The sequence below is a fragment of the Chryseobacterium tructae genome (genome assembly GCF_030409875.1).
In the GTDB taxonomy this organism is placed as follows: Bacteria; Bacteroidota; Bacteroidia; order Flavobacteriales; family Weeksellaceae; genus Chryseobacterium; species Chryseobacterium tructae.
In genome coordinates, this window is record NZ_JAUFQR010000001.1 from 2,936,267 (window position 1) to 2,952,387 (window position 16,121).

The 16,121-nt window shown below is 35.5% G+C and carries 12 protein-coding genes and 1 pseudogene; 6 read left to right on the plus strand and 7 right to left on the minus strand.

Annotated elements, in window-relative coordinates; all coding sequences use genetic code 11:
• Positions 1 to 93: 93 nt before the first annotated feature.
• Positions 94 to 939: an AraC family transcriptional regulator gene (locus tag QWZ06_RS14565; protein WP_290299053.1), complete on the minus strand. Its 846-nt coding sequence runs from the start codon at positions 937 to 939 to the stop codon at positions 94 to 96.
• Between the two features lie 74 nt (positions 940 to 1,013).
• Between QWZ06_RS14565 and QWZ06_RS14570 the strand changes: the two genes are divergently transcribed.
• Together QWZ06_RS14570 and QWZ06_RS14575 are read left to right on the plus strand one after the other, a co-directional pair.
• On the plus strand, positions 1,014 to 2,393 hold the full coding sequence (locus tag QWZ06_RS14570) for an MFS transporter (RefSeq protein WP_290299055.1): 1,380 nt from the start codon (positions 1,014 to 1,016) through the stop codon (positions 2,391 to 2,393).
• A 36-nt stretch (positions 2,394 to 2,429) separates the two neighbouring features.
• Positions 2,430 to 2,819 (plus strand): hypothetical protein, encoded by a 390-nt coding sequence (locus QWZ06_RS14575; RefSeq protein WP_290299057.1) that lies wholly within the window; start codon positions 2,430 to 2,432, stop codon positions 2,817 to 2,819.
• A gap of 50 nt (positions 2,820 to 2,869) precedes the next feature.
• On the opposite strand, the gene QWZ06_RS14580 is transcribed toward QWZ06_RS14575, so the two are convergent.
• Positions 2,870 to 4,030 carry an MFS transporter gene (locus QWZ06_RS14580; protein ID WP_290299060.1) on the minus strand — a complete coding sequence of 387 codons (1,161 nt, stop codon included), beginning with the start codon at positions 4,028 to 4,030 and terminating at the stop codon, positions 2,870 to 2,872.
• 193 nt (positions 4,031 to 4,223) lie between these two features.
• Here QWZ06_RS14580 and QWZ06_RS14585 point away from each other — a divergent pair, with 193 nt between their 5' ends.
• From QWZ06_RS14585 to QWZ06_RS14595, 3 genes are all read left to right on the plus strand, one after another.
• Positions 4,224 to 5,069: a helix-turn-helix domain-containing protein gene (locus QWZ06_RS14585; RefSeq protein ID WP_290299062.1), complete on the plus strand. Its 846-nt coding sequence runs from the start codon at positions 4,224 to 4,226 to the stop codon at positions 5,067 to 5,069.
• A 124-nt stretch (positions 5,070 to 5,193) separates the two neighbouring features.
• On the plus strand, positions 5,194 to 5,823 hold the full coding sequence (locus tag QWZ06_RS14590; RefSeq protein ID WP_290299063.1) for a hypothetical protein: 630 nt from the start codon (positions 5,194 to 5,196) through the stop codon (positions 5,821 to 5,823).
• 31 nt (positions 5,824 to 5,854) lie between these two features.
• Entirely contained in the window at positions 5,855 to 6,037 is a 183-nt protein-coding gene (locus QWZ06_RS14595; RefSeq protein ID WP_290299066.1) for a hypothetical protein, read from the plus strand.
• Between the two features lie 64 nt (positions 6,038 to 6,101).
• On the opposite strand, the gene QWZ06_RS14600 is transcribed toward QWZ06_RS14595, so the two are convergent.
• The 3 genes from QWZ06_RS14600 to QWZ06_RS14610 all read right to left on the minus strand — a co-directional run bounded on the left by QWZ06_RS14600 (position 6,102) and on the right by QWZ06_RS14610 (position 9,035).
• Entirely contained in the window at positions 6,102 to 7,109 is a 1,008-nt protein-coding gene (locus QWZ06_RS14600) for a T9SS type A sorting domain-containing protein (RefSeq protein WP_290299068.1), read from the minus strand.
• A 155-nt stretch (positions 7,110 to 7,264) separates the two neighbouring features.
• A complete protein-coding gene (locus QWZ06_RS14605; protein WP_290299069.1) occupies positions 7,265 to 8,179 on the minus strand; it encodes a helix-turn-helix domain-containing protein in 915 nt (304 codons plus the stop codon).
• Between the two features lie 55 nt (positions 8,180 to 8,234).
• The gene (locus QWZ06_RS14610) at positions 8,235 to 9,035 is read right to left on the minus strand and encodes an SDR family oxidoreductase (protein WP_290299071.1); all 801 of its coding nucleotides are present in this window, start codon (positions 9,033 to 9,035) and stop codon (positions 8,235 to 8,237) included.
• Between the two features lie 194 nt (positions 9,036 to 9,229).
• Here QWZ06_RS14610 and QWZ06_RS14615 point away from each other — a divergent pair, with 194 nt between their 5' ends.
• Positions 9,230 to 12,568, plus strand: coding sequence for a DEAD/DEAH box helicase (locus QWZ06_RS14615; RefSeq protein WP_290299073.1), 3,339 nt, complete (start codon positions 9,230 to 9,232; stop codon positions 12,566 to 12,568).
• A gap of 91 nt (positions 12,569 to 12,659) precedes the next feature.
• Here the strand turns inward: QWZ06_RS14615 and QWZ06_RS14620 are convergent, their stop codons facing one another.
• Together QWZ06_RS14620 and QWZ06_RS14625 are read right to left on the minus strand one after the other, a co-directional pair.
• Positions 12,660 to 13,964, minus strand: a complete 1,305-nt coding sequence (locus tag QWZ06_RS14620; RefSeq protein WP_290299074.1) for a GEVED domain-containing protein — start codon at positions 13,962 to 13,964, stop codon at positions 12,660 to 12,662.
• Between the two features lie 906 nt (positions 13,965 to 14,870).
• Positions 14,871 to 16,045: pseudogene (locus QWZ06_RS14625) on the minus strand (acetyl-CoA C-acyltransferase).
• Positions 16,046 to 16,121: the final 76 nt, after the last annotated feature.

Genomic DNA, 16,121 nt, shown 5'->3' on the forward strand with positions numbered 1-16,121 from the left:
CTATATAGTCAACTATGTTAATTTTTAGAAAAATTTTAAATTCTAATAAATCAAGTGTTTACAAAAAATAAGAAAAGCCCTGCTACTGCCTTTTTACTTATTGTTCTTCCGATACTCACCCGGAGTGATACCTTTGTATTTTTTAAAAAGTTTGGAAAGATGGCTCTCATCACTGAACTGCAATTCATAAGCAATCTCACTCAGTCTTATGCTGCTGTATTTAAGATATGTTTCTACTAATTTTAATCGGTAATCCAATAGATAATCTTGATAAGAAACCCCGGTTTGTTGTTTAAAATACTCTCCAAAGTAATTTCCTGAAATCCCAAAATGTTCTGCAATAGCTTGTATAGTCGTCTTTTCCCTATCTTTTATATGTTTTTGAATATAGGTAATGATCTTCATGATGGAAAAAGCCTTTCTATTTTCCTGCAGATCGGATGTTTCACTTTGAATAATATTCCGGGCAATAAGATTAAGTAAAATTGAGATACAATTACGGATGATCAGATAATCTTCTACTTTATTTCTAAATTCATTTGCAATCTGCCGGATAAGGGTTTTCGCAAAATCTTCATCATTTTTATTACGGAATACACATCCGGCACGGGCGTGATAGTTATTGCTGATGTATTGAAGCTTATAAAGGTTTTCACAACTTTCAATGCGGTCGGCTTCCAGACGGATCTTGTCAATAAACTCAATAGGACATTCAATGGTAATCAGATCAGCATTTTCCCCTTCAAAATGATAGGATTCCTGTTGAGGGATAATAAAAAGTTTCCCTTCTGTAAAATTAATATAACGCTCATCATACAGCAGATTTCCTTTTCCCTTTACAATATAAACAAATGAAATAAAAGTGGAGGTTTTTAAAATAGTCTCTCCGTTAAGCTTTATTTCTTTCACTTTAATTCCTTCAAGATGGAGTCCTTTCATGAGTGCGCACTATATTTTCCTCCAAAAGTACAATTTTACCAGAACACAAGGAGGTTATTTTTGCATAAAAAAATATGAATACCTTTCCGAAACGATGGCAGGCACTCAATTTCCTGATTGCTGGTGCTTTTCTTTCACCATTGGACTATTTTATTGTGAATATGGCATTACCTTCTATAAAAAATGCTTTTAAAGCCAGTGATCACCAACTGCAATTGGTCATTGCTATTTACGGACTTACTTATGGAGCGTTGGTAATCTGTGGTGGCCGGCTGGGAGATCTCTATGGACGCAAGAAAATTTTCACGTGGGGATTGTATATCTTTTTGTTGTCTTCCTTGGCCTGCGCTTTTTCTCCAACCGTAACATGGCTGATTATCGCCAGATTATTTCAAGGGGTTGGAGCCTCATTACTTGCCCCACAGGTTTTAGCTTCTATAAAAGTTTTATTCAGCAGTAAGGAACAACCTAAAGCAGTAAGTCTCTTTAGTTCAGTATTTGGGTTAGCCTCTGTTATTGGGCAATTACTTGGTGGCCTTCTCCTCAGCATGCATTGGGGAAATTTCACCTGGGAACTTGTATTCCTTGTGAATGTTCCCATTACCATTATATGCATTGTGGGAATTCATTTTACGATGGACAATAACCATCAAGAATCCAATTCAGGTATTGATTTTAAAGGAGCTTTATTGTTGATCATCGCCTTACTTATGTTGATCTGCCCGCTTATTTTTGGACAGAAATATCAATGGGCATGGTGGATTTTTATGATCATGATATCAGGAGTATCTTTATTAGTCATTTTCATTAGATACGAAAAATATCGCCTAAAGAATAACCGTCCTGTACTTGTAGACCCCACGTTACTCCAGCATAAGCCTTTTGCATTGAGTCTTTTGATTCTCTTTTTTTACAATTTCACTTCAGGCTTGTTTATTTGTTACCCTTATTATCTACAAGAGTTCTTACATCAAAATTCTATGCAGACAGGATTAGCCATTGTACCTTATGGGATTGCCTTTTTTATAGCACCTTTGTTAGTATCTAAAATCAAAATGGCATCCTATACAATGATTTACATTGGTCTGGGATTATTAATGGGAGGATTTATTTTCAGTGCATTGTGTTTTTATTTCCAGCAGAAACCTTCACTCATTACTCATATTGCTTTATTTATGGCAGGGCTAGGCCATGGTACTATTATGCCGGTCATGATGCGGACTGCTATTACATTTACAACTAAAGATAAAGCTGGCCAAGCCTCAGGATTGGTAAGTATCGGAATTCAGGTTGGGAGTGTATTGGGAGGAGCTGTAATTGGAACCTTATTTTTTAATCTGATTGAGATCTTAGGATTTCCAGAGGCATTTGCAATAGCCATTGGTATGATTGGCGCTATTCAGATAATTGGAATAATGGTTAATGGCAGATTACGGAAGTATATTACTGTCTGATTTTATTAACAACAAAAAAATTATAAATTTAAATCGATGAACAACAAAGAAAAAATTAACAACGAATTAAAAGACTTCTGTGAAAATATTGAAAACTGGTTCCAAGGGAATACAACGGATCAGGATCTACTATTCAGAAAAATACTTTCAGGGTTCTCTCCGGACTTTAAAATGATTAATGGTGACGGAAATCAGATTACATTAACCCTGTTTTCAGATTGGCTACCCACTGTTTTTGGAAAATTCCCGGATCGAAAGGTACAGATTCAAGACATAGAAATCCATCAAACCGAGCACCATGCGCTGGCTACTTATACCGAAATTCAGACGACAGAAGGAATAGCAAACGTACGAACAGCCTCAGCCGTATTTCTTTTCAATGAAGAAAAAACCTTATGGTTTCATCTTGTAGAAAACTGGATATAAATAACAAACGGACTGCTTTCCCCAACAGTCCGTTTTATTTTTAATATCGATTATTTATCATTTCTGAATACTTCCATCTTTCCAGCCATAATACTCAATAGAATTCCAAAGCAGGCAAAAAGCCCATAAGAATACCTGAGATCAAAACCTTCTGCAATATATCCAATCAAAGGGGGGCCAATCAGAAATCCCAAAAATGAAATACTGGATACAAAAGATAAGGCTATACTTGGTGCTACCGTGTTTACTTTTCCAATGGTACTATAAACTGATGGTACACTTAGAGAGGCTCCAAGTCCGATAATCATAAATGCAATGATACAGATCCATAGCTCGGGAAAGAAAACACTCAGGAAAAGACCGATACTCATCAGGACTCCACAAAACTGCAATACAGTTCTTTTTCCCAGTTTCTCAATGATTTTATTTCCAACGAACCTCCCTAAAGTCATCATTAAGATAAAGCTTGTATATCCCAATATAACAAGATTTTCCGGCGCTTTTACAATAGTTTGAAAATAAACCCCGCTCCAGTCAAACATAGCTCCTTCAATGGCCATACTTAAAAAACCAATGATCCCCAATCCTACCAGTGTAGGATTCACAGATTTAAAAATAGATTGTGTTTGCGGTTCAGCTTTATGGATAATATTCGTAAGATTATTTTTGCTATACAGCCAGAGTAAAAACACCAAAATAAAAGTCAGTACAAAATGATGAAATGTTTCTATATGCAGATTAATAGCAAGTAATCCTAATAACGCTCCAACCAGCCCAGCAAAACACCATGCCCCATGATACGAAGACAATAGTGTTCTTTTTGTAATAGATTCTATTTCAATAGCCTGGGTATTGATTGCTATATTGCATAAATTTCCGCTGACACCAAAGAAAAATAACACCACCGCCAGAATCCAATAAGAGGGTGAAAGACCGATTAATAAAAGACATACCGGATAAATCAAAAAACAGGTTTTAATAACTCTGCTGCTTCCGTATTTACTGATTAATTTTCCGGATAACATCATTGTAGAAAGCTGACCTATTGGCATTAGGAGCAAAAGTGTCCCCAGTTGTGCCTCATTAATAGAAAGTGCCTCCTTAATAATGGGAATGCGGCTGGCCCATGACGAAAAAACAAGGCCGTGGGCAAAGAAAAGTAAAAAACAGGCCGTAGGCATTTTCGCATTGAATGATTCTCTATCGTGCATTGTAACAGTGTTTGATTAAAATTTCCGTTTGCGAAGTTAGTAACACTCTTCCAATAAAATACATTCCATTTTTGATATTTTATATTCCATTTTAAACAATGCTTCTAAAAAGAAAAATTAACTGCTTACATTTGATCACCGGAATACCATTGATAAAATTATTAACCATTCTAAGAAGTCATCCAACTGTATAATGATAGAGATCAAACCCAATTTTGAAGGATTATGTATTGAAAAATATAGCATAAACAACCTCTCTGAATTTCACAGAAAAGCAGGAAATCTGAATAAACTGTTGCTTTGTTTTGTATCAAATGGTACACTAGATCTTCAAATCAATACCTTATCTTTTCACATACAAGCTAATTCCATCATCATGTTATTACCTGATACTGATCTGGGAGATCTTTCCGGCAGCAATGACCTTGAGCTATCCGTATTTTTTATCTCTCTGGATTTCATTAGTACCTATAGTTTTCTGACTGTTCTACTGGCCAGTGATGAAATCAAATTCAATCCTGTGATACAAACAGAATCTTCAGCAAGCAAGCTCATCTGGTCAACAGTAAAGCTCATTCAGGAATACAACTCCAAGACAAAGGAAGAAAGCACACTGGAATCGGTACAATATCTACTCTATGCTCTTCTGGAACTAATCTCAAAGCTTTATTTACCGGTAATCAAAAACAATAGCCTTTTACAAACCAGAAGTCAGGCTATTATTGATCACTTTTTTGAATTATTGAATAAACATGGGCATTTGGAACGGAGTGTCTTATTTTATTCTGATCAATTGCATCTTTCGCCACAGTATTTAAGCAGCCTGATAAAAAAGGAAACCGGAAAGCCTATCAAGCAATGGATAAGCTATAGAGTCATCAAACAGGCTGAAGAACTTCTTAAAACGACTTCATTATCCATTAAGGAAATCAGCAATCAATTACAATTTGTAGATTCTTCACTATTTTGCCGATACTTTAGACGTTGTACAGGTATTACAGCCAATACCTACAGAGAAAATTACAGAATTAAAAGATAAGGGAGTTATAGTATTGCATCACTCTACAAAAGTTCGTGCATATAAAAAACTCTTTTCTAAAGTACATCATGTACAAAACATTTCAGTATTTTGTAATTTAGAGCCACAAAAAAGAAAACGAATTATGCCGGGAAAACCATTGTTACTTTCTGCAGCGTGTCTGCTGTTTATTCATTGCAAAAAAGAAGACATTCAGAAGCCACAAGCTGTACCAGATACTATAAAACAAAAAATTACTGAAAATTCAACATCAGAACTTCAGGATAACTCTGCTATTGAAACGGTAAAATCATTTGTAACCTGGTACAGAGATAATGAAGACAATCTTTTCCACTTCAACACTATAAAAGGAGGACCTCAGGATGAAAACAAGCCTGCTGCCAACTATGAAATCGACTTTGATCAAGTGGATAAAGAAATGGCTTTCCTCAAAAACAGTAATTTTTTATCAGAAAAGTTTCTCTCCGCTTACCAGCAAAATTATGTGGAAGGCAATGAATATTTCAAGAAAAACCCAGCCAATGATGGACCTCCACACGGTTTTGATTATGATTACTTTTTCAAAACTCAGGATGATTATCAATCTGATTTACAAGACATAAAAGCTATAAAATTCACTATAAAACAGATCAACCCTCAATTATGCAATGTAGAGTTTCATTTGAAAAATTCTGGAATGACTTATCAATACATCCTTAGCAAAAACAATCATGAACAGTGGCAAATTGATTCTATAGAAAATATCAGCCAATAGGTTTTATTCATCTATAATTAAAAAATATGACATGAAGGAGAAATGGATATTACATCCAACCACTTTAGAAGGATCCAATGTTGAATTGATTCCTTTAGAAAAAGAACATTTTGAAGAATTATACGCTGCTACAGATAAAGATGATGAACAGGATGCAGCAAGACAAAAAATTGAAACGCTGATCAGAGAAAAGGAAACTTCCCTGAAAAGCTAAAAAATATAAAGATCAGGCGTAAAACACAAAAGTTTTCACGCCTGATTACATATCAACAATTACTTTATTTCTTAATTATTTTCTTGGAAATAACAGTTCCATTCTTTAATTCTCCCTGAAGGATATAAACCCCTTTAGAAAGTTTTGAAACATTAATATTTCTAGAGTTTCCGGTAGTTAAAACAGTCTTACCATCCAAAGAATTGATCATAACCTTTTTAATATCTTCTTTGGAAGTTATGGTGATATAATCAGAGCTTGGATTAGGATATATCTTTATTTCAGTTTTTTTACTGTTCAGATCAACAGTTGACAGCACTGCAGAATCAACATAAGATACTGATTTAGAAACATTTGTGATTCCATTCAGAACAAAAGTATTGATAGCAAAACTAAAGACCATTCCGTCAGTCTGGCTTACCCATTGATAAGATTCATTAGTATAGGTCGCAGTAAGAGGTACAGGTGAACTGGCAATAAGCTGTGTAGCCGTTCTCATTCTTTTTATTCTCAAAACATTGGGATACGTTCCTTTTGGAGTAATCACTGTGCCATAAGCATCAACACTTACACTCACCTGCCCTGTTTCATTTACATTTCCAATAGAAGCGGAAACACTGTTAAATTCATAAGTATCATCAAACTGCTGCAGATAAGTAATTGGAAATTTATACTCAGTTAAAGGATTAACATAAGTAACCGTAACATCTCCTAACGCAGGTCCCGAATAAGATCCCAACATCGTTGTCTCAGTATCTGTCATGGAGCTAAAATCGTTTGTATCTACATTTGTCATGATTGAAATTCTGTTTGCTCCCGGAAACCGGAAACAATTAGTTTGCCCAGGGCATATCCGACTCACAAATGAAACAGGATTAGTTCCTGTATACGCTGAAAAATCCCAGGTAATATTAGCCCCGGCAGAGCCTGCTGTAATGGAAGTTGCTGTTACATCTTCAGACTTCAGATTAATAGTACTGTTAACACGATCAACTCCGGCTTTTGTTATTGATGGCTGTGCATAGGACATTATTCCGGCAGTTAAGAATAAAACAAAGTTTAATTTTTTCATGATATTTTGATTTAAGATTGGTTGTTTAATGATTTTCATAATGAATATAACACTCATTATTTCTTACAAAACATTTTTATCTACCCAAAGCTATATTCGTTCTATCAACTGCACTCAACAAAATACCCAGCCGTTTTGGCTGGGCATAGTTATACTTAATTAAATAACTGTCTGTAGCTTAAAGGTGTCTGATCCGTTTTCTTTTTAAATAATTTATTAAAAGACTGTGGATGTTCAAATCCTAATGCATAGGCTACTTCCGATACAGAAAAACTGGTTGTAGTAAGATATTCTTTGGCTTTTTCAATCAGTTTTTCATGAATATGTTGTTGGGCATTCTGTCCTGTAAGATTTCTTAGCATATCGCTGAGGTAATGCGGTGACAGATTCAATTCTGAAGCCAGAAACTCTACAGAAGGTAGCCCTTGAGTTAATGTCTTTTCCTGATTAAAATAAGTTTCCAGTATCAGATCCAATTTAGTCAACAAATCATTATTAACAGCCTTCCTCGTAATAAACTGTCTTTTATAAAAACGATTGCTATAATTCAGAAGTACTTCAATATAAGAAACCACAACATCCTGGCTCACTTCATCAATAGCTGTATTAAGTTCATTTCCAATACTATCCAGCAATCCTGTGATGGTATTTTTTTCCTGATCAGACAGATGCAGTGCTTCATTCGTATCATATGAAAAGAATCCGAAGCTTTTAATATTCTTTGCCAAAGGATAGCTTCTCAAAAAATCCGGATGTATCAATAATGTGTACCCACAATATTCAGCATTTTCATCCGTTGAAAGAACCTGTCCGGGAGCTGTAAACATCATCCCACCTTCATTGAAATCGTAATATCCTTGTCCATATCCCATCTTTCCTATCGTGGAATACTTGTAAGATATTTTATAAAAATTTAAAATAAAACTTCTGCTCAGCATTTCCTTATTGATGGTCATCTTTGTATTATCCACAAGGCTTACCAGCGGATGCAGTGGCTTAGGAAGCTGCAAAAGATTGTGCAATTCCGAAATGGATGAAATTTTCTGAGGGGTATGATCTTTCTTTTCCATGATATAAATTTACAAATTATAGGATTAAAAAAACAGCAATCCTACTGTTTTCTAATCAGTTAAAAAACTGCTTCCCTAATTGCTCTCTGAATGCTTCAGCTCCTATTTCCAGACGTTGTGTATATAGGGCTTTGGCATCCTCACCTGCCACATATCTTAACTGCTTTTTACCATCCGTTGCAGCCTCGTATACCACTTCTGCAATCTGTTCAGGTGTAGAAGCTGCTTCCATCATTCCTTCCATTTTGGAATACAGAGCGTTTATTATGTCTTCGTAGGCAGGGCTTGAAGCAGAATCCAAAGAACGGCTTACAAAATCAGTCTTGATTCCTCCGGGAGAAACCGTTTTAATATCAATTCCGAAAGAATTCAATTCAAAAGCCATACTTTCGCTCCAGCCCTCCAGAGCCCATTTGGTAGCATGATAAATTGAATTCAGTGGGAAAGTCATCAATCCTCCAATAGACGTTGTAGAAATAAAGATCCCATTCTTTTTTTCTCTAAAATAAGGGGTGAATGCCTGGGTAACACGAATAGTCCCTAATAGATTCGTGTTCATTTGTCTTACAATCTGTTCATCACTCAATGCCTCCAAAGGCCCCATAAGGCCATACCCTGCATTATTAAAAACGACATCCACATCTCCCAGTTCCAAAGTCTGCTTTACAGCAGCATGTATTTGTTCCGGATGGGTCACATCCAAAGGAAGTACCGTTATATGATCCAGAGACGCAAGGTCTGAGCCAGCTTCAGTATTTCTCATAGTAGCAATTACCTTCCATCCTTTTTGTTGAAATAATTGTGCAGTGGCTTTCCCTAATCCTGTAGAAGCCCCTGTTATAAAAATTGTTTTCATTTTTTCTTGTTTAAAATTACAGGACAAAGTTCAGCATCATCACAAAGATAAGAGTTGCCAAAACGGGCTAAGCTGTAGCCAAAATGGACTTAATACATGCAACTTAGGTCTAGCACCTTATTTCATAAAAAGTATTTCTAAACCTACCTCTTTAATCATTCTTGTTTTTTTGTAAGTTTGTATGATCAATTTTTATGGCAGAATATATTCTTGAAAACATCAATATCAGTACACTTTCTGTATATGACCTTCTAAAGCATACTGCAGAAAGCTCATTTATTGGAATCACTGATTTTCAGGATATTTATCCCGTTGCCATTGAAAATTACACCGGAATCTTTACCAAAAAGTCTTCTTTGCAGGACTTTCCCATGGTGACCATAAGCTTAATCGGAAATTCACTGCTTTGCAGTTGTACCTGTGATAATGCTAAGGCACAACTTTGTGCTCACCAGACAGAAATCATCCATTGTATTCTGGAAGAGAAAAATTACCGGATCTTCTTTGACGATATCCTCCGTAAAAAAGCATTAGCTGCTAAGGCTAAAAGCTATGGTTTGGAAAACGAACCGGAGTTGGATCAGTATTTCCAAATGGAGCTAAATGACGGAAAGCTTGAAATATCACCTAAGATCAAGGAAATGTTTCCCATGGATGAGCAGATGTTTCAAAAGGATCTTCTCCCTCAGCTTCCTTCTAAGTTGGATGAATTGGCAGCAATGGAAACAGGCAAAAAGCAAATATTGGTTATCGGAAAGCACCGTTATTATAATCATTTGATATTTTCCCTGATGGAAGCAGAAATTACACAGGCTGGGAAAATTAAAAACCCTGTCACTTCTGTAGATGCCATGCAACTGATATGGAAAGCTGAGAAACCTCTGGATATAAAATTTTATACCGCCATTTCTACTTTTCAGAATAACTATAATGAAGATTATAATTCTGCTGAATGGGAAGCTTTAAAGCTTATTGTAAAAAATCCATTGGATCTGGATGTCTACTATCATGACCGTGAAATCACTGAAACCATCTCTTCAAAGTCCCTGATTGCCGTTACACTTAACACTTTAGATGCGGAGGTTCAACTCTCTGTATTTAAGAAAGATCCATTTTATGAAATCACAGGAGAATTACTATTTAATGATTCTTCTATTCCTTTTAAAAATGTGATCATCAGAAATGAATATTTTGTATATAACAACAACATATTCAGTCTCGTAGACCACCCTGACATGCTTAGAATCATCAGGTTTTTCAAGGCTAATAATGAGATTTTGCTGATTCATTCTTCAAAATATGAAGGCTTCATGAAGCAGATACTCTCTATATTAGAAGAACGTATCCACATAAATTATAGATACATACAAGAAGCAACGAAAGTACAACTTGAAGAAAAGAAATTTCAAATAGAAAAGGTCATTTATCTTCGACAGCAGGAAAATTATATCGGAATCACTCCTGTTATGAAGTATGGACAGGTAGAAGTTCCTGTGTATTCCAGAAAGCAGATTTTTGATACTGATCAGAATGGAAATCCATTCAAAATAGAAAGAAATGATGCAGCAGAGGCACGCTTTACTTCCCTAGTGATGCAACAGCATCCTGACTTTGAAGAACAGATGGATGGTTATCAGTATTTCTATCTGCACAGAGATAAATTCCTGGACGACAATTGGTTTTTAAATGCGTTTGAAGCATGGCGAAATGAAGGAGTCATTATTTTAGGTTTTAATGAATTAAAAAACAATAAGCTGAATCCGCACCGTGCCAAAATCAATATTCAGATCACCAGCGGATTGGATTGGTTTAATGCTAAACTAAAGGTAGGCTTTGGTCAGAAAGAAGCCACTTTGAAACAGCTGCACAGAACCATTCGTAATAAAAGTAAGTTTGTACAGCTGGATGATGGCAGTATGGGAATTCTTCCTGAAGAATGGATGGATAAGATCGCAGCCTATTTTCAAGCCGGAGAAATTGATGAAGAACTGCTAAAAATTCCGAAAATCAATTTTACAGAAGTCTCATCCCTTTTTGAAAAAGAAGTATTGAGTACTGAGGTTCAGGATGAGCTTACTACTTATTCCACTCAATTTTCAACCGTCAAAAATATTCCACAGGTCAAAATTCCGGCTGAATTACATGCTGAATTAAGAGATTATCAGCATGATGGATTAAACTGGCTTAATTTTCTTGATGACTTTAACTTCGGAGGATGCCTCGCTGATGATATGGGATTGGGAAAAACCCTTCAGATCATTGCATTTATCCTTTCCCAAAGGGAAAAAAGAGGACACACAACCAATCTTATCGTACTTCCTACTTCCTTGCTTTTCAACTGGCAAGAAGAGATCAGCAAATTTGCTCCTTCCATAAAAGTTTTGGTACATTATGGCTCCGATCGACAAAAAACAACAGCTCATTTTCCAGATTATGAAGTGATCTTAACCAGTTATGGAATGTTGCTTTCAGATATTCGGTTTTTGAAAACCTTCACCTTCAATTATGTTTTCCTTGATGAGTCTCAAACCATTAAAAATCCCAACTCCGAAAGATATAAAGCGGCAAGACTTTTACAGTCCAGAAACAGGATTGTATTAACGGGTACTCCTATCGAAAACAGCACTTTTGATCTTTATAGCCAGCTTTCCTTTGCTTGTCCGGGATTATTGGGTAGTAAACAGTATTTCAAAGATATTTATGCCATTCCCATTGATAAATTTGAGTTCAGTAAACGAGCGATGGAGCTTCAGCAGAAAATAAAACCTTTTATTCTTCGCAGAACCAAAAAACAGGTTGCTAAAGAACTTCCTGAAAAAACGGAAACTGTTATTTATTGCGAAATGAATGCTGAACAGCGCAGGATTTACGATGCCTACGAGAAAGAACTTCGTGAATTTATTGCAGCCAATGATGACGATGATCTCAATAAAAATAGCATACACGTTCTTACAGGCCTTACAAGGCTCAGACAGATCTGTAATTCTCCCGTATTGATTAAAGAGGGCTATTCCGGTGAACATGCTGTAAAAATTGAAATTTTGATGGAACAAATCCTTGGAAAATCAAAAGACCATAAAATCCTGATATTCTCACAATTTGTCGGAATGCTTGATTTATTAAAACCGGAATTAGAACGTCACGGAATTCCTTTCGAATACCTTACCGGACAAACCAAAGACAGAGGTAAGAAAGTGGCTAATTTTCAGGAAAATGAAGACATCCGCGTGTTTTTAATAAGCTTAAAAGCTGGCGGTGTAGGACTTAATCTCACCCAAGCCGATTATATCTACCTGATCGATCCATGGTGGAATCCTGCTACTGAAAATCAGGCTATCGATCGAAGTTATCGTATAGGACAGACTAAAAATGTAATCGCAGTCCGAATGATCTGTTCCAATACGGTGGAAGAAAAGATCCTTACCCTCCAGAAAAAGAAGAAATTGCTGGCTCAAAACCTTCTTAAAACTGATGGAACAAAATTTCAGGGACTTTCAAAACAAGATCTTCTGGATATTTTGGAATCTAACTAATATAATATCAAATAGTTTTAAAAAACAAAACCGACAGATAAATCTGCCGGTAAAAAACAAAAATTGATATGGATATGATTAGATATGTGTTTTACTTTTTAATAATCTTTTTGGTTATTATTTTTTTATCTTTTGTCTGTATTTTAATCAGATAGTTTCCTGGAATAAGGCTACGCATATTCACCGTATCAGAGTTCCCTTCTAAAAGCTTTTGCCCTGAAATAGAATAAACCTCATACTTCTCAAGTCCTTCTTTCATCTTGATGGTTGCATTTCCGGATGTTGGATTTGGATATAATTTGACTTCAATAGACTTATCTTTAGAAACCTCTGTCGTAGAAAGACTTTCCGGTTGTACATTGATGGTATAATCTTCTACCTGACCAATAAACCAACCCGAAGGACAAGCTAGATTCTCCAATGTTCCCATCCATGAACTGGATTCATAGGCTTTAACTATCCTGAAACGGGTATTCCCTAATGCTGCATTGACAGGAATAGTAATGGTTTCAGAAGTTGCTCCAGACTCGTGACCTGAAACAGGATTGGAATTATCCAGATATCCCAGATTAAACTTTTCATCAGCATCAAACTGATTATTGTGATTAAAATCGATATAGGCATAAGCTGAAACAGTCGATTGTCCGTGAGTTCCACCAGTAACGGTTATCGGATATCCATTTCCACGACTCACATTGAAAATAGTACCTGTAAAGTCTTCTATAACCTGAGAATTTCCATCAATTGGACTCTCATTATCTATTCCTGCAAATTCTACCTTGCTTATTTCGCTTACTGTAAGACTGGTCACACTTTCAGTTCCACAATAAGGGAACGGAAAGCTTGGGTTATTTCCTTGAATATTCACTGTATAATCTTCAGTCTGACCTGCTCTTAATCCGGAATCACATGCAGAATGAATAGAATTCTCAGCATTAGGATCTGAATAAGCCTGTACATTCGTATTTTTAAGAACTCTCATTCTCTTACTTCCACCTGACACATTAGCAGGAACAGTAATGGAATGATCTATGGTAAAAGCATTTGCCGGGTTAGCGGCTTCCAATCTGCCTATATAAAAACTTTCTCCTGCATCATCAAAACTACCATTTCCATTAAAATCAATATACACCATTACATCACTTGGAAAGGTACTTGATGGCCCTTTTACCGATATTGGATAGGTACTTCCCGCTATCAAATCAGTAGACAAAGAAGTAAAATCTTCATATTCCGGAGTATTGGATGAATTGGTTGATGAAGCATTGTTGATGCTTCCAAAAGTGACATTGCTGATCATATTACTGCCTGCACCATATTGAAAAGCCGGATTGCAGTATTGGGCATCCATTAGCCCGTATAAAATGATTGCAGAAAGAGTAGTTATTTTTTTCATGGAGTTCTTATTTTTGTTGAGACAAATTTATATTTATTTAGAATGAATAAAAATAAGAATGTAATGATATTTGTCAGTTTATTGAGATTTACCTGCTATTAATTATCAAATAAACAATAAAACAAAAGGTAATTATATAATTACCAATAAGTTCAAGTCATTAGTAAGATAAAATGATTACAATCATTTTTTGCTTACAATTTTCAATTTTTAATGCCCACCTCTAGTTTCTTATGAAAATCAAGAGAATTAGACTTTAGTCTACCTTCTTCTTTCTAAAAATAAACCAGTTTATTTTATTGTTTATTTGTGCCATATACGGCAAGAGCTTTTGCAAGCTTAAAGCGCCTTAAATAAAGGGAGTAAAGCCTCAAAAAGCCAAAGATATAATATTGAAAAATTCACAGTCCTGGAATCTGTGTAAAAAACGAAATGTTTTGATAGTATGAAAAATACTTCAAGCTTTCAATTCTTCGCAATCTATCAAAGCTGAAAACCTTATGATGATTTTCAAGATGCAGTCTATATAATTATAATGGAAAGACCCGGAAAGCCAGAAAACATATTCTAATATATACACTAACCATCTGTAAGATAAAAAAGTACAATATATTTTAAATTTAAATAACTAAACCTTAATATTTTAACCTATTTTAATTCATCTATTACTTGAATTTATTTCTAAATAAACTGATAAGATTTTTTTCTTCAAGATGATTTATTTAAATATATGTTTCTTGCTTTTGATGATGTTTATCCTAATGTTAAAATGCTTTCTATCCACAGAATAAGACGGCATATGATTACATTATTTTCAATGATCATTTACTTTACAATCTTCATATTTCTCTGAACCAAAAATGTATAAGATTTCTTCTAGCCGTCTTTTTCTGTAGAGATTATGTTTTAATTCAGATTTTCAATAAGAATCGCTGAAGCCCCACCACCGCCATTACAGATGGCAGCAATACCATATTTTCCTCCTTCCTGACGCAACACATTGACTAGTGTTGCAATAATCCTTGCTCCAGAAGCGCCAATCGGATGTCCCATTGCTACGGCGTCACCATATACATTAACTTTATCCAAATCAAATCCCAAAATCTGCTGATTGGATAGGATCACCGAAGAATATGCTTCATTAATTTCAAAATAATCAATATCGGACAAGCTTAATCCTGTATTCTTCAGAATTTTTTGAATGGCAGCAGATGGAGAAGTAGTAAACCATTCCGGAGATTGTGCAGCATCAGCATAGGCAACAATTCTGGCTAAGGGTTTAAGATTATAGTCTCGTATAGCTTCTGAAGATCCCAATAATATTGCCACTGCACCATCATTCAGGTTGCTTGAATTAGCTGCTGTAAGTACACCATCATTTTCAAATGCCGGCTTTAACAGAGAGATTTTTTCAGGAATAAGTTTATCAATATCTTCATCCCGATTTACTATTACATTTCCTTTCTTTCCTTCAATAGTGATATTAATTAATTCCGCATTAAATTTATTTCCGGAAGCTGCTTCCTGGGCTCTTTTATAAGATATCAAGGCATAATCATCCAATTGTTGTCTTGTTAACCCATATTTTTTCACCCCTAATTCCGCAGCACTTCCCATATGAAAATCATGATACACATCCCATAAACCATCTTTAATTAAGCCATCGACGAGTGTTGCATCTCCTAATTTCCGGCCTTGGCGAAGATAATTATAATGAGGTACATTGCTCATGCTTTCCATTCCGCCCGTCATGACAAGATTTCCAATCCAAGTTGAATATGTTGTGCCCCGATCATGGCAGCTTTCATTCCGGAAGCACATACTTTATTGACAGTTGTAGCATCTTTGTCTACCGGAATCTTCGAAAAAATTGCAGCCTGTCTTGCTGGTGACTGTCCTACTCCTGCGCTCAGTACATTTCCCATATACACACTCTCTATTCTTTCAGGAGAAATCGATACACTTTCATAGGTATTTTGTATAGCTATTGCTCCTAACTGAGGAGCTGTAAAGTTTGAGAGACTTCCCATAAACCCCCCAATAGGAGTTCTTTTCGCAGCCATGATAAATGCTTCTTTCATAATATTGTTTATTTTAATATAATACCGATCGGTATATTAAAGGTTAAAAAATTTTTCTTTTATTCTTAAAGGGGAT

Bases quoted from the DNA above. Each gene is read 5' to 3' on its own strand.
- QWZ06_RS14615 (WP_290299073.1), top strand. From the start codon at position 9,230: ATGGCAGAATATATTCTTGAAAACATCAATATCAGTACACTTTCTGTA.
- QWZ06_RS14590 (WP_290299063.1), top strand. From the start codon at position 5,194: ATGCCGGGAAAACCATTGTTACTTTCTGCAGCGTGTCTGCTGTTTATT.
- QWZ06_RS14620 (WP_290299074.1), bottom strand. From the start codon at position 13,964: ATGAAAAAAATAACTACTCTTTCTGCAATCATTTTATACGGGCTAATG.
- QWZ06_RS14570 (WP_290299055.1), top strand. From the start codon at position 1,014: ATGAATACCTTTCCGAAACGATGGCAGGCACTCAATTTCCTGATTGCT.
- QWZ06_RS14595 (WP_290299066.1), top strand. From the start codon at position 5,855: ATGAAGGAGAAATGGATATTACATCCAACCACTTTAGAAGGATCCAAT.
- QWZ06_RS14565 (WP_290299053.1), bottom strand. From the start codon at position 939: ATGAAAGGACTCCATCTTGAAGGAATTAAAGTGAAAGAAATAAAGCTT.
- QWZ06_RS14585 (WP_290299062.1), top strand. From the start codon at position 4,224: ATGATAGAGATCAAACCCAATTTTGAAGGATTATGTATTGAAAAATAT.
- QWZ06_RS14610 (WP_290299071.1), bottom strand. From the start codon at position 9,035: ATGAAAACAATTTTTATAACAGGGGCTTCTACAGGATTAGGGAAAGCC.
- QWZ06_RS14575 (WP_290299057.1), top strand. From the start codon at position 2,430: ATGAACAACAAAGAAAAAATTAACAACGAATTAAAAGACTTCTGTGAA.
- QWZ06_RS14600 (WP_290299068.1), bottom strand. From the start codon at position 7,109: ATGAAAAAATTAAACTTTGTTTTATTCTTAACTGCCGGAATAATGTCC.
- QWZ06_RS14605 (WP_290299069.1), bottom strand. From the start codon at position 8,179: ATGGAAAAGAAAGATCATACCCCTCAGAAAATTTCATCCATTTCGGAA.
- QWZ06_RS14580 (WP_290299060.1), bottom strand. From the start codon at position 4,030: ATGCACGATAGAGAATCATTCAATGCGAAAATGCCTACGGCCTGTTTT.